Source organism: uncultured Bifidobacterium sp., from assembly GCF_963540075.1.
GTDB lineage: Bacteria > Actinomycetota > Actinomycetes > Actinomycetales > Bifidobacteriaceae > Bifidobacterium.
On sequence record NZ_CAUTOG010000003.1, the window covers coordinates 1 to 13,247 of the forward strand.

9 protein-coding genes and 1 tRNA gene are annotated in these 13,247 nt (G+C 67.8%); 1 reads left to right on the forward strand and 9 read right to left on the reverse strand.

Features of this window, described 5'->3' with window-relative positions; all coding sequences use genetic code 11:
- Positions 1-59: 59 nt before the first annotated feature.
- From RWX87_RS00950 to RWX87_RS00965, 4 genes are all read right to left on the reverse strand, one after another.
- Complete coding sequence (locus RWX87_RS00950; RefSeq protein ID WP_314685933.1) at positions 60-962, reverse strand: Nif3-like dinuclear metal center hexameric protein; 903 nt, start codon at positions 960-962, stop codon at positions 60-62.
- 44 nt (positions 963-1,006) lie between these two features.
- Positions 1,007-3,931: a DNA polymerase I gene (gene polA / locus RWX87_RS00955; RefSeq protein ID WP_314685935.1), complete on the reverse strand. Its 2,925-nt coding sequence runs from the start codon at positions 3,929-3,931 to the stop codon at positions 1,007-1,009.
- On the reverse strand, positions 3,921-4,736 hold the full coding sequence (locus RWX87_RS00960) for a response regulator (protein ID WP_314685937.1): 816 nt from the start codon (positions 4,734-4,736) through the stop codon (positions 3,921-3,923). The genes polA and RWX87_RS00960 overlap by 11 nt, the downstream gene beginning before the upstream one ends.
- Positions 4,737-4,816: 80 nt before the next feature.
- A tRNA-Leu gene (locus RWX87_RS00965) sits at positions 4,817-4,890 on the reverse strand.
- 192 nt (positions 4,891-5,082) lie between these two features.
- Here RWX87_RS00965 and RWX87_RS00970 point away from each other — a divergent pair.
- Entirely contained in the window at positions 5,083-5,685 is a 603-nt protein-coding gene (locus tag RWX87_RS00970) for an NUDIX hydrolase (protein WP_314685938.1), read from the forward strand.
- A 138-nt stretch (positions 5,686-5,823) separates the two neighbouring features.
- Here RWX87_RS00970 and pyk read toward each other — a convergent pair whose 3' ends face one another.
- From pyk to rpsA, 5 genes are all read right to left on the reverse strand, one after another.
- Entirely contained in the window at positions 5,824-7,269 is a 1,446-nt protein-coding gene (pyk, locus tag RWX87_RS00975; protein ID WP_314685940.1) for a pyruvate kinase, read from the reverse strand.
- A gap of 258 nt (positions 7,270-7,527) precedes the next feature.
- Positions 7,528-8,562: a TerC family protein gene (locus tag RWX87_RS00980; protein WP_314685942.1), complete on the reverse strand. Its 1,035-nt coding sequence runs from the start codon at positions 8,560-8,562 to the stop codon at positions 7,528-7,530.
- A gap of 36 nt (positions 8,563-8,598) precedes the next feature.
- Entirely contained in the window at positions 8,599-10,710 is a 2,112-nt protein-coding gene (uvrB, locus tag RWX87_RS00985) for an excinuclease ABC subunit UvrB (RefSeq protein ID WP_314685945.1), read from the reverse strand.
- Positions 10,711-10,764: 54 nt separating this feature from the next.
- Positions 10,765-11,403, reverse strand: coding sequence for a dephospho-CoA kinase (coaE, locus tag RWX87_RS00990; RefSeq protein WP_314686039.1), 639 nt, complete (start codon positions 11,401-11,403; stop codon positions 10,765-10,767).
- A gap of 196 nt (positions 11,404-11,599) precedes the next feature.
- Complete coding sequence (rpsA, locus tag RWX87_RS00995) at positions 11,600-13,078, reverse strand: 30S ribosomal protein S1 (RefSeq protein WP_314685947.1); 1,479 nt, start codon at positions 13,076-13,078, stop codon at positions 11,600-11,602.
- Positions 13,079-13,247 lie beyond the last annotated feature (169 nt).

Below are 13,247 nucleotides of genomic sequence, written 5' to 3' on the forward strand. Positions count from 1 at the left end.
GGTTCCGCGACATGGGTTCCATGACGTCGGTTCCACGAATGGCCTTCAGCGGATGTCCTTCAGCGGATGGCGAGCGTCCAGGGGTCGGTGACCTGGTCGATGCGCAGCGTCCGGGGACGGACCCCCGTCATCGCCTCGACGCGGTCCGGCACGTCCCGGACCGCATAGCGGAGCCACAGCGATTCGATGGCCGAATGGGGGGTGTCCACCAGCAGGGGACGGGCGGTCGCCGCATGGCCCGCAGGGTCCGCAGGGTCCGCGCCGGCGAGCGAGGCCTCGTAGCGGGCGCGTTCACGAGCGTCGAGGGCGGGATGATGCCGCAGATCGCTCGTCACGTAGACGTCCGCGCCCGATGCCCGGACCTCGTCGAACAGGGAGTCTCCGGAGCCGGGAAGCACCGCCACGCGGCTCACCGGGGCCTCGGGGTCGCCGGCGACGAGCACCCCGCGCTTGGTATGTGGCAGGGCCGCGGCCACGCGTCCGGCGAAGTCGCGCAGCGTCATCGGCTCGGGAAGCGTCCCCACCCGTCCGAGGCCGAAGGTCCCGGTCTCATCCCCCGGCGCGGGCACCAGAGGCCGCTGGTCGACGAGTCCGAAGGCGTCCGCCGCGGCCTGCCCGACGCCACGCGGCGCCACGTCGGCGTTCGTATGCCCCACCCACAGGGCGCAGCCGGCGCGGTACAGACGCGCGATGACGGCGCCATGCGCACCGCCGTCCGCCCCCGCCAGCCCCGAGACCTCGTGGACGGAGCGGAAAAGAAGCGGATGATGGCACACGAGCAGGTCGGCGCCGCGCCGGACGGCCTCCTCGACGACGGCCCGCGTCGGGTCGACGGCGAAGGCGACGACCGAGACCTCGTCATGCGGCAGCCCGACGACAAGACCCGGATGGTCCCAGTCCTCGGCGTAGCGCAGCGGATACAGCTCCTCCAGGGCCTTGACGACCCTGACCAGTTCGACCATCCCATCCTCCTTCGGCGTCTTCGGGACGTCGCGGAAAAAGACGCTCAGTGCGCGGCCTGCTGCCAGTCCGCGCCGACGCCGACGGCGACGTCCAGCGGAACCGCCAGAGTCACCGCATGCTCCATGGCGTCCTTCACCAGCGCGGTGGCCTTCCCGGTCTCCCCCGGAGCCACCTCGAGCACCAGCTCGTCGTGGATCTGCAGAATGATGCGGCTGCGCAGACCCGAGGACTCGAGGGCGGTCGCGGCGCGAATCATCGCCAGCTTCATGATGTCGGCCGCGGACCCCTGGATGGGCGCGTTGAGGGCGCCGCGCTCCGCGGCGTCGCGCGCGGTGCGGTTCGTCGAACGCAGGGCCGGGAAGTAGCGTCGACGACCGAACATCGTCTCGGTGTAGCCCTTCTCTCGCGCCCCCGCGACCAGCGACTCGAGGTAGTCGTGCACCTCGCCGAAGGTCGCGAAGTACTTGTCGCGCAGCACGTCGGCGGCCGCCGGGCTCACGCCCAGCTGCCGGGCGAGACCATAGGTGCTCAGCCCGTACGCCAGGCCGTAGCTCATCGCCTTGACGTGGCTGCGCTGGTCGGGGGTGATCTCCTCGACCGGCACGCGGTACACGAGGCTGGCCACGAAACGGTGGAAGTCGGCGCCGGAGCGGAAGGCCTCGATGAGGGCGTCGTCCCCCGACAGGTCGGCCATGATGCGCAGCTCCACCTGCGAGTAGTCGCAGCTCAACAGGGCCTCGAAGCCCTCCCCCGGTACGAACGCCGAGCGGATCTCCCGTCCGGCGGCGTTGCGGTTGGGGATGTTCTGCAGGTTCGGGTCCACGGAGCTCAGGCGCCCCGTGGCGGCCACGGTCTGTTCGAAGGTCGTGTGGATGCGCCCGTCGCCTGGATTGACGGCGTCCATCAGGGTGCGCACGATCTGGCTGAGCTTGATGGTCTCACGGTAGCGCAGCAGAGCCCCGAGGAAGGTGTTGGCCCGCTCGTTGCCGGCGGACCTCAGATACAGGTCCTGCAGGGCCTGGGCGCTCGTGGTGTAGGACCCCGTCTTGGTGCGGCGCGTGGGCCGCAGGCCCATGTCGTCGAACAGCACCGCCTGCAGCTGCTTGGGGCTCTGGAGGTTGACCTCCGTCCCTGCGGCCTGCCAGGCGATGGACTGGGCCTGCTCGGCGTCAGCGGCGAACTGGCCGTGCAGCGCGTCGAGCCGGCTCTGATCCACGGCCGCACCCACCGTCTCCATGCCATGAAGAACATGGGAGGCGGGAAGCTCGATGGACTCCAGCAACCCGTACTGGCGGCGCTCGTCGACCACCGGCGCCAGGCGAGCGGCCAGGGCGGAGACGATTCCGGCATGGAGGACGGCCTGGGCGAGCTCGGCCTTCGCGGCGGCCTCGTCGCAGGCCGGTCCCGCATCGAGGTCGAGCATGCCCTGGTCCGCATCGGCGGCCCGTCCCTTCCCGTCGGATTCGTCGCCGGGCTCCTCGGGATGCAGGTCGAGGAAGCGGGCGGCCGCCTGCTCGAGTGAATCGGCATGGAAGTCGGGCTGGACGAGATAGGCGGCGAGCTTGGTGTCGAACAGCGGGCGTCCCATCGACAGCCCCCAGGACCCGAGCAGGTGGAGATGCTCCTTGTAGCCATGCACGACGACCTCGCCATGCCGGGCGTCAAGCAGCCCCTGCAGGGCCTCGCGCAGGTCGTCGTCCGGACGCCCCACGACGGCCGCGGCCGACGCGCCGAGCTCCAGAACGAGGATGTCGGCGCGAGCCTGCCCGGGACGGGCCGACCCCTCGATGTGGACCACCAGCGATCGCGCCATGCGGCCGTTGCAGGTCGCATCCCCGTCCACGACGCCCGCCGGCGCGGCGGTGGTCCGAGCCGGCTCCCCTCCGGCTCCTCCGGCGTCCTCGTGCGTGTCGGCCCCCTCGGGGGACGACGCATCGTCCTCTTCGACGACCTTCCCGATCCAGGCGCGCAGCCCCTCGGCGCCCGTCACCGTCACGGGCTCCGGCCTGGGGATCTCCACGGCGACGGCGTGCTCCGCGACCGTCGCCTGCGAGGCCGCCCCGAAGGCGTCGAGCACCCGCCTGCGCGTGGTGGCGCCGAACTCGAGCTCGGTGAAAAGGGCGTCCAGGGCCCTGACGTCCGGGGTGCCGAAGCCGAGGTCGTCGACCGTGACCCCGAGGTCCAGATCGCGCACCAGGGCGTTGACCCTCCTGTTGAGCCTCACCTGGTCGATGCTCGCGCGCAGGGCCTCGCCCTTCTTGCCGCCGATCTCGTCGGCATGCTCGATGATCCCCGACAGCGAGCCGTACTGCCCCAGCCATTTGGCCGCGTAGCCGTCGCCGACGCCCGGCACGCCGGGGATGTTGTCCGCGGTCTCGCCGCGCAGCGCCGCAAGATCGGGGTATCGGTCCGGGCCGACGTGATACTTCTCCTCGACCGCGTCGGGGGTCATATGCTTGAGATCCTTGAAATGATGCCCGGGGTACAGCACGGTGACGTCGTCGTCGATCAGCTGGAAGGCGTCGCGGTCACCGGACAGGACCAGCGTGCGGCATCCGGCCGTCTCGCCCATGCTCGCCAGAGTGCCGATGACGTCGTCGCCCTCGTAGCCGGGCTTCTCGATGAAGGTGACCCCCAGAGCGGTGAGCATGCGCTGGATGATCGGCAGCTGCGTGAGCAGGTCCTCCGGCGCGGCGTCCCGGGTCCCCTTGTACTGGGGCAGCAGCGTATTGCGGAAGGTGCCGCCCTTGACGTCGAAGGCCACCGCGAGATGGTCGGGACGCTCCGCCTGGATGACCTGGGCGAGCATCGTCGCGAAGCCCCATACAGCGTTGGTGGGCTGACCGGAGGCGGTGCTGAAGTTCTCCACCGGAAGCGCGAAGAACGCCCGGAACGCGAGGGAGTGCCCATCGACCGCCAGAAGGGTTCCGCGGTCGCCGCCCGCCGCGGAACCCCGGCTAGCGCTCATCCCCCTCGTCGCCGCCGTCGCCGTCCTCGTCGGACTTGGTGTCGCCGTACTTGGCGATGATGGCGAGAGCCAGCCGCCTCTTGGGGATGCGCTGGTCCATGGAGGTCTTCTGGATCCAGCGGAAGGCGCCCTGCTCGGAGAAGTCGGCCTTGTCCATGAGCAGGCCCTTGGCGCGGTCGACGAGCTTGCGCTCCTCGAGCGTCTCCTCGCTTTTGCGCAGCTTCTCCTCGGCCTGCCGCAGACTCTCCTCGACGTCCTTGAGCCGCTTCTCGCTGCGCTCGACGCTGTCGAGAAGGTCATTGATCTCGCTGAAGCGCCCCATGGCGACCTCAAGGGCCGGGAGAAGCTTGGACTCCTCGTACGGCTTGGTGACGTAGGCCATGGCCCCCGCGCCGGTGGCCTTCCTCACCAGATCGGTCTGCGAGTACGCGGTGAGCATGACGACCGGGGCGATGTTCTCATCGCAGATCGTTCCCGCGGCGGCGATGCCGTCCATCCGGGGCATCTTCACGTCCATGCACACGACGTCGGGACGCAGCTTGCGGGTGAGTTCGACGGCCTCCTCGCCGTTGGCGGCCTGGCCGACGACCTCGTAGCCGTTGTCCTCGAGCATCGACACGAGGTCCATGCGGTTGATGGACTCGTCCTCCGCGACCACGACCCGCGGCTTGCGGGAGCCGTCCCTGGCGGGGGTCTGCGTCTTCGCCGCGTCCCCCCCGGCCTGCGCGGCCGCCCGGAGCTCGTCCTCCGTCAGCACCTCGTCGGCAGCGATCTGCGGCTCGGTGGTCCTCTTCCTTGCAGGCATCTCAACCTCTTTCCACACAGGCGCGGGTCATACGCGCCGGCATCGTCGGTGACGTCGATGACCGTCCATCCGATGTCACGTGCCCCCGGTGGGACTCGAACCCACACTGCGCAGATTTTGAGGCTGCTTCCTCTACCAATTGGGATACAGGGGCGAGGCCCGCCGACGGCGCCGACCGCGGTCTCACGGCACCCAAGCATATCAGCAGCCCCGACGCCCCCGCCGGTCCTGCCCCGCGCCGACGCGACCACGGCGTTTCGACGCCTCCACGCGGTCCATATTCCCTTCGCGCGCATACAATGAGGCCAGTGCGGGGACTTTCGCAGAACCTCGAGAAGGAGCGGATATGAGCACCAGGACGTATCGTCGTTTCGATCCGTGGAGGCCGGCCCCGGTCAGGGAGGAGTCTCGCCGCCAGATCGTCTCCAGCCACTACTTCAACGTGGACCGCGTGGCCTTCTCCTCGGCGCCGGTCGGTCAGTTCGAGCGCTTCCTCCTCGAGGAGAACAACGGGGACACCGTCGGGGTCATCGCACGGACCCCGGACGGCCGGATCCCGTTCGTCGAGCAGTACCGGATCCCCACGCACCGCTGGACGCTGGAGATCCCGGCGGGGCACGCCTCCTCCCCCGAGGAGCGCCCACGCGACGTGGCCCTGCGCAAGCTGCGCGAGGAGGCCGGATACGAGGCCGACCATCTGTCGCAGTTCGCGCGCATCATCAACACGCCAAGCTTCTCCACGCAGCATACGGCGCTGTTCTACGCCAGCGGTCTGACCCCCGCCGAACGCTCGACGATCGGACCGGAGACCCCGCGTTCCGAGGTGCGGCTGTACACCCTGGACGAGGCCTATGCGATGGTGCTCGATGGCACGATCCTCGACGCCAAGTCGGTGATCGCCGTGCTGCGGCTCCATGAGGGCCTCGCCGACCCCGAGCCTCTGGACTGAGGTCTTCCGGACTCGCCTCCATCGTCGGAAGGACGGACTGAGGCCCCGGCGCAGTACGCCGGGGCCTCAGTCCGTCCATTCCATCCCTCGGCGTGCCGCGGGTCGATCCGCCGGCACGCCCGTCAGGGACGAATCGGCTCAGTCGTCGCAGGCGCCGACCGTGTGGACGTAGATCGAATCGGTGCGGCCGGGCTGATGATCGCCCTGGGCGGAGCTGAGAACGACGATCTTGTCGCCGTCGGCGACCTTCCCGGCGTCGCGCAGGACGCCGTCGGTGAAGACCATGAGATCCTTGCGGCTCTTGTCGTGGTAGTCCTCGTCGATGTAGAAGGCCTCGGTGCCCCAGCTCAGAGCGAGCCAGTGGTAGGTGTGCCTGTTGTTCGTCACGCCGTAGATCGGGGCGGCCGGACGCTCGCGGGAGACGCGGTGCACGGTGCTGCCGGTCTGCGTGTAGGCGACGATGGCCTTGGCGTTGAGCTTGTCGGCCAGGTCGACGGCGGCGGAGGACACCGCGCCGGTGCTGGACATGTCGAGGTTCTTCAGCGCCGGGATGCGGTCGTAGCCGTGCTCGGTGGCATAGCCGGAGATGCGGCTCATGGTGCTGACGGTCTCGACCGGATACTCGCCGACGGCGGTCTCGTTCGAGGTCATGGTGGCGTCGGCGCCGTCGAGGATGGCGTTGGCGCAGTCGGAGGCCTCGGCGCGGGACGGCACCGGGGAGTGGACCATGGACCCGAGCACCTCGGTGGCGACGATGACGGGCTTGGCGTACTGCCGAGCCAGCTCGATGCACCTCTTGGTGACGAGCGGAACCTCCTCGAAGGGCATCTCCACGGCCATGTCGCCGCGGGCGACCATGATGCCGTCGAAGGCCTTGACGATCTCCTCGAGGTTCTCGACGGCCTGGGGCTTCTCGATCTTGGCGACGATCGGGATGCGGCGTCCCTCCTCGTCCATGATCTCATGGGCGCGGTCGATGTCGGTGGCGAAGCGCACGAAGGACATGGCGATGATGTCGGCGCCGGTGCGGATGCCCCAGCGCAGATCGGTCTCGTCCTTCTCGGTCAGGGCCGGCAGGCTCACGGCGACGCCGGGGAGGTTGATGCCCTTGTGGCTGGAGACCGGTCCGGCCACGATGACCTTGGTATGGACGTTGGATCCCTCGACCGAGGTGACCTCGAGACGGACCTTGCCGTCGTCGATGAGGATCGGGTCGCCGGCGTGGCAGTCGCCCGGCAGACCCTTGAAGGTCGTCGAGGTGATGTGCTCGTCGCCCTCGACGTCGTCGGTGGTGATGGTGAACTCCTGGCCCTCGGTGAGCTGGACCTTGTCCTCGCCCTCGGCGTTCTTCCTGAACCAGCCGCAGCGGATCTTCGGTCCCTGGAGGTCCACGAGCACCGCGACGTTGCGGCCCGTGGTCTTGGATGCCTGACGGACGTTGTTGTAGACCTTGAGATGATCCTCGGGGGTTCCATGGGAACGATTGAGACGCGCGACGTCCATCCCGGCCTCGACGAGCCTGGTGAGCTCCTCCAGTGATTCCGTGGCGGGACCGATGGTGTCGACGATCTTGGCTTTACGCATATGCCTGCCTATTCCTGTTCCTGTGTGTTCTGACCATCCGGGGCACGGGCTCCGGACTCGCCTTCGAGTCTACTCGGCCCCTCCTGGGCATGAACGACCGTCACGGCGCGTGTTGTGAACGCGCACACCGGATGTTCATCCGGCCGTCACCGTCCCGTCATGACCGCCCCGCATGCATGCCTGGACCATGGGATGCCCATCCGGGTCCGTGCCGGCGGGCGCCGCGACGTGAGGGTCTCCGTGCCCGTTTCGGGCCGGCTATCTCCCGAGGGAGGGGCTCCCCGTCGGACGTCCCCCGGCCTCGTCCTGGACGGACCGGCGACGTCCGGCGCGTCTCATCGCCGCGAGGCTGGCGAGGGAGGCGCCGCCGAGGGCGACGACGATCACCGCCAGGGAGACCCAGGTGGGTATCTCCGGGACGGCCTCGATCGGGCGGCCGCCGTTGATGAAAGGCAGGGAGTTGCCGTGCAGGGCCTCCATGATGAGCTTGACGCCGATGAACCCGAGCACCGTCGACAGGCCGATCGGCAGGTAGACGAGTTTGTCGAGCAGCGAGCCGAGAAGGAAGTACAGCTGCTGGAGCCCCAGAAGCGCGAACACGTTCGAGGTGAACACGATGAAGGGGTCCTTCGTCAGGCCGAAGATCGCGGGGATCGAGTCGAAGGCGAACATGACGTCCGTGGTGCCGATGGCGAGGAAGACGATGAGCATGGGCGTCCAGTAGCGGCGCCCATCCTTGCGGGTGCGCAGCCTCTCCCCGTCGTACTTGTCGGTGAGGGGGACGACCCGGCGCAGCAGCCGGATGACGGCGTTCTCGTGGTACTCCTCGTCCTCGTCGCCGCCGGTGACGAGCCTGATGGCGGTGATGATGAGGAAGGCGCCGAAGAGGAAGAACACCCAGGTGAAGCGCGTGATGATGGCCGCGCCGATGAGTATGAAGACGCCCCGCAGCACAAGCGCGACGGTGATGCCGATGCTCAGCACGTAGCGCTGGAGAACCTTGGGCACGGCGAAGTTCGACATGATGACGACGAAGACGAAGAGGTTGTCGATGCTCAGCGAGTATTCGGTGAGCCATCCCGAGTAGAACTCCACCGCGGGCCTCGACCCGGCGAACGCCCAGACGAGCACGCCGAAGACCAGGGCCGCCGCGACGAAGAAGGCGATATGCCTGACGCATTCGGCCGTCGACGGCACATGCGGGCGCCTGCCGATGACGAGGATGTCCACGACGAAGAAGACCGCCAGGACGACGAAGGTGACGATCATGAACGCGAGAGGGGTTTCCGACATGCCCTCCAGCATACGGAGCGCCGGTGACCCGCCCGACTACCGGCTGGCGTCGGTGATCTGCCGCAGCTCCTTCTTGAGGTCGCGGATCTCGTCGCGCAGCCGCGCGGCCAGCTCGAACTGCAGCTGCCTCGCGGCGGTGTGCATCTGCTCGCTGAGCTGGCGGATGAGGTCGGTGAGGTCCTCGGCGGGAAGCCCCGCGCCAAGGATCTCCTCGTGTCGGCGGCGGATCTCCTCGTCGTCCTCCTTCGGCACGCCCAGATGGGTGTTTCCGGCCTTCCCGGCGTTCCGGTAGCCTCCGGCGAGCAGGGTCTCGGTGTCCACGTCCTCCTTGGCGATCATGTCGTTGACGTCGCTGATCTTCTTGACCAGGGGCCTGGGGTCGATGTGATGCTCGCGGTTGTAGGCCATCTGCCTCTCCCGGCGACGGTTCGTCTCGTCGATGGCCTTGCGCATGGCGTCCGTGGTCTGGTCCGCGTACATGATGACCGTGCCCGACACGTTCCTCGCCGCGCGGCCGATGGTCTGGATCAGCGAGCGGTAGGAGCGCAGGAAGCCCTCCTTGTCGGCATCCAGGATGGCCACCAGCGAGACCTCGGGGAGGTCGAGGCCCTCTCGCAGCAGGTTGATGCCGACGATGACGTCGATCTTCCCCTGACGCAGCTGGCGGAGCAGCTCGACGCGCCGCAGGGTGTCCACGTCGGAATGCAGGTACTCGACCTTGATGCCCCGCTCGAGAAGGTAGTCGGTGAGGTCCTCCGCCATCTTCTTCGTCAGGGTGGTCACGAGCACGCGCTCGTCGCGGTCCACGCGGTCCTTGATCTCGGCGAGCAGGTCGTCGACCTGCCCCTTGACGGGTCGGACCTCGATTTTCGGGTCGAGCAGCCCCGTCGGGCGGATGATCTGCTCGACGACCCCGTCGGACAGACCCAGCTCATAGTCGCCGGGCGTGGCGGACAGATACACGGTCTGCCCCACGCGGTCGAGGAACTCGGGCCACTTCAGCGGGCGGTTGTCCATCGCGGAGGGCAGACGAAAGCCATGCTCGACAAGCGTCCTCTTGCGGCTGGCGTCGCCCTCGTACATCGCCCCGATCTGCGGGACGGTGACATGCGACTCGTCGATGACGAGCAGGAAGTCGTCGGGGAAGAAGTCGAGCAGGGTATGCGGCGGCGTTCCGGGATCCCGGCCGTCGAAGTGGCGCGAATAGTTCTCGACGCCCGAGCACACGCCGACCTGGGTGAGCATCTCGAGGTCGTAGGTCGTGCGCATCGTCAGACGCTGCGCCTCGAGCTCCCTGCCCTGGCGGCGGAGTTCGGCGGTGCGGTCCTTGAGCTCCTCGCGGATCGTCCCCAGGGCCCGCGCCATGCGCTCGGGACCGGCGATGTAGTGGGAGGCCGGGAAGATGTGCACCTCGGTCTCATGGTCGATGACGTCGCCGGTGAGGGGGTGGAGGGTCGAGATGCGGTCGATCTCGTCGCCGAAGAACTCGATGCGGATGGCGAGCTCCTCGTAGACGGGGATGATCTCCACCGTGTCGCCGCGCGCGCGGAAGGTGCCTCGCGTGAAGGCGATGTCGTTGCGCTTGTACTGCATGTCGACGAAGCGGCGCAGCAGCTGGTCGCGGTCGATCCGCTGCCCCTCATGCAGGAACAGCATCCTTCCCGCGTACTCCTCAGGGGTGCCGAGGCCGTAGATGCAGGAGACGGTGGCGACGACGACGCAGTCCCTGCGCGTCAGAAGGCTGGCCGTGGCGGCATGGCGGAGACGTTCGACGTCATCGTTGATGTTCGAGTCCTTCTCGATGTACGTGTCCGTCTGGGGGATGTAGGCCTCCGGCTGGTAGTAGTCGTAGTACGACACGAAGTAGCTCACGGCGTTGTCGGGCATGAGTTCGCGGAACTCGGCGCACAGCTGGGCCGCCAGGGTCTTGTTGGGCTCGATGATGAGGGTCGGGCGCTGCAGGCGCTCGATGAGCCAGGCCGTGGTGGCGGTTTTCCCCGTGCCCGTCGCACCCATGAGCACCACGTCGTTCTCGCCGTTCTCCAGGCGCCTGTCAAGCTCGTCGATGGCCTGCGGCTGGTCCCCCGAGGGCTTGTAGGGCGCCTTGACGACGAAGGGCCTGTTGCTGCGCTCGATGGTGACTCCCATGCGTTCCGTCCCGTTTCTTTCCGTAGCCGACGCCCGTCGGAGTCTCCGACGGCGTCACCGTCCAGTATGACGCCGCGACGCCTCGAGGGTCCATTGCGCGGCAAGCGAATCGACCCGTGCCAGCATCTCCTCCATCGGCCGCGCCGAGTCGACGACGACGTCGGCGATGCGCCGGCGCGCCCGGGCCGTGGACTGCCCGGCGATGCGGCCGAGGGCCTGGTCGCGGGTCATTCCGCGCGTGGCGAGCATGCGCGCCACGCGCACGCCCTCGGGCGCCTCGACGGTGACGACATGGTCGAAGCGGAAGGGGATGCGGCCGATGACCTCGACGAGAAGAGGGACGTCATGGACCACCACACCGGAGGTGGAGGAGGATGACCGGGCCTCCTCCTCGGCGGCGAGGCGGAAGACGATCGGATGGACGATCCCGTTCAGCGCCTCCCGCGCGCCCGGGGCGGCGTCCCGTCCGAAGACATGGTTCGCCATCCAACGCCGGTCCAGACCGCCGGCCGAGTCAAGCGCTCCGGCGCCGAAGCTCCGGACGATCGACCGCAGCCCCTCGCCGCCCGGCTCCACCGCCCTGCGCGCCAGCAGGTCGTAGTCGATGACGGGGATGCCGAGACCGGACAGGCGCCGGGCGACGGTGCTCTTCCCGGCCGCGATGCCACCGGTCAGAGCCACTCTCAGCGCGATAGCCATACCGTCATGCTAGCTGGACGCATGACGCGACCCAGTCCGCCGCGACGAAGGACCCGAACGAAGCGGTCCGCGCATATGACGCAAGGACAACGGGACCCGGGCAACGAACATGGAACGGGCGATGGCCCGGCCGCGAACGAACGCGGACCGGGCCATCGGGCTGCCAGGGCGTCTCAGGGACGCCGAAGGCTCACTTCTTCTCGCTGAGCAGCTGCTCGCGCAGGGCGGCAAGCTGGTCGGAATCGGCGAGGGTTCCGGACGACGCGGGATCGGAGGAGTAGTTGGAGACGGACTCCACCTTCTCCTCGCTCGGGCCCTGGCCATCCTCGGCGGCCGACTCGGCGGCGTTCTCGATCTCCTTGGTGGCGAAGGCCTTGTGCTCCTCCCACAGGTCGTGGGCGGCGGCGTACTGGGACTCCCACTGCTCGCGCTGCTTCTCGTAGCCGGGGATCCACTCGTTGGTGGTCGGGTCGAAGCCCTCGGGGTACTTGTAGTTGCCGCTTTCGTCGTACTCGGCGGGCATGCCGTAGATCGCCGGGTCGAAGTCCTCGGAGGCCGGGTCGACGGAATCGTTGGCCTGCTTGAGGGACAGGGAGATGCGGCGACGGTCGAGATCCACGTCGATGACCTTGACGAAAATGGTCTCGCCGGTCTTGACGACGGACTCGGGGTTGTCGACATGGCGGTTGGCGAGCTCGGAGATGTGCACCAGGCCCTCGATGCCGTCCTCGACGGAGACGAAGACGCCGAACTGGACGATCTTCGTGACCTTGCCCTTGACGATCTGCCCGGGGATGTGGGTGCGCGCGAAGCGCTGCCACGGATCCTCCTGCGTCGCCTTGAGGGAGAGGGAGATGCGTTCGCGGTCGAGATCCACGTCGAGCACCTCGACGGTGACCTTGTCCCCGACCTTGACGACCTCGGACGGATGATCGATATGCTTCCACGACAGCTCGGAGACATGGATGAGCCCGTCCACGCCGCCCAGGTCGACGAAGGCGCCGAAGTTGACGATGGAGGACACGACGCCCTCGCGGATCTGCCCCTTCTTGAGCTGGGACAGGAAGGTCTCGCGGACCTCGGACTGGGTCTCCTCGAGGTACTGGCGACGGGAGAGGACCACGTTGTTGCGGTTCTTGTCGAGCTCGAGGATCTTGGCCTTGATCTTCTGTCCGATGTACGGGGACAGGTCGCGCACACGCCGCATCTCGACCAGGGAGGCCGGCAGGAAGCCGCGCAGGCCGATGTCAACGATGAGACCGCCCTTGACCGCCTCGATGACGGTGCCCTCAACGACGCCGTCGTCCGCCTTGATCTTCTCGATGTCGCCCCAGGCGCGCTCGTACTGGGCGCGCTTCTTGGACAGGATCAGACGACCTTCCTTGTCCTCCTTGGTGACGACGAGCGCCTCGACGCTGTCGCCCACCTGGACGACGTCGTCGGGATCCACGTCCTTCTTGATGGACAGCTCGCGGGAGGGGATGACCCCCTCGGTCTTGTAGCCGATGTCGAGGAGCACCTCGTCGCGATCGATCTTGACGACGGTTCCCTCGACGAGATCACCATCATCGAAGTTCTTGATGGTGGAATCGACTGCCTTGATGAAGTCCTCCTCGGTGCCGATGTCGTTAATCGCTACCGTGGTGACTTCGCTATTGTTCTCTGCCATTAACTGTGGTTTCTGTGAGATTGTGGTGGATGTTATCGATGTTCAGTTGTGGGTGCGGCCTTGCGGACGCATACGAGAGCCAATCATAGGGACACCCCTCCACCGCTCGAGGGGCGCCAGCCCGGGCGTGTCGTGCCATGCCGAGCCACCGGGTCCTTCGGAAAGGTCT

Excerpts from the sequence above, each read along its gene's own strand:
- RWX87_RS00950 (WP_314685933.1), bottom strand. The coding sequence starts at position 962 with ATGGTCGAACTGGTCAGGGTCGTCAAGGCCCTGGAGGAGCTGTATCCG.
- polA (WP_314685935.1), bottom strand. The coding sequence starts at position 3,931 with ATGAGCGCTAGCCGGGGTTCCGCGGCGGGCGGCGACCGCGGAACCCTT.
- RWX87_RS00960 (WP_314685937.1), bottom strand. The coding sequence starts at position 4,736 with ATGCCTGCAAGGAAGAGGACCACCGAGCCGCAGATCGCTGCCGACGAG.
- RWX87_RS00970 (WP_314685938.1), top strand. The coding sequence starts at position 5,083 with ATGAGCACCAGGACGTATCGTCGTTTCGATCCGTGGAGGCCGGCCCCG.
- pyk (WP_314685940.1), bottom strand. The coding sequence starts at position 7,269 with ATGCGTAAAGCCAAGATCGTCGACACCATCGGTCCCGCCACGGAATCA.
- RWX87_RS00980 (WP_314685942.1), bottom strand. The coding sequence starts at position 8,562 with ATGTCGGAAACCCCTCTCGCGTTCATGATCGTCACCTTCGTCGTCCTG.
- uvrB (WP_314685945.1), bottom strand. The coding sequence starts at position 10,710 with ATGGGAGTCACCATCGAGCGCAGCAACAGGCCCTTCGTCGTCAAGGCG.
- rpsA (WP_314685947.1), bottom strand. The coding sequence starts at position 13,078 with ATGGCAGAGAACAATAGCGAAGTCACCACGGTAGCGATTAACGACATC.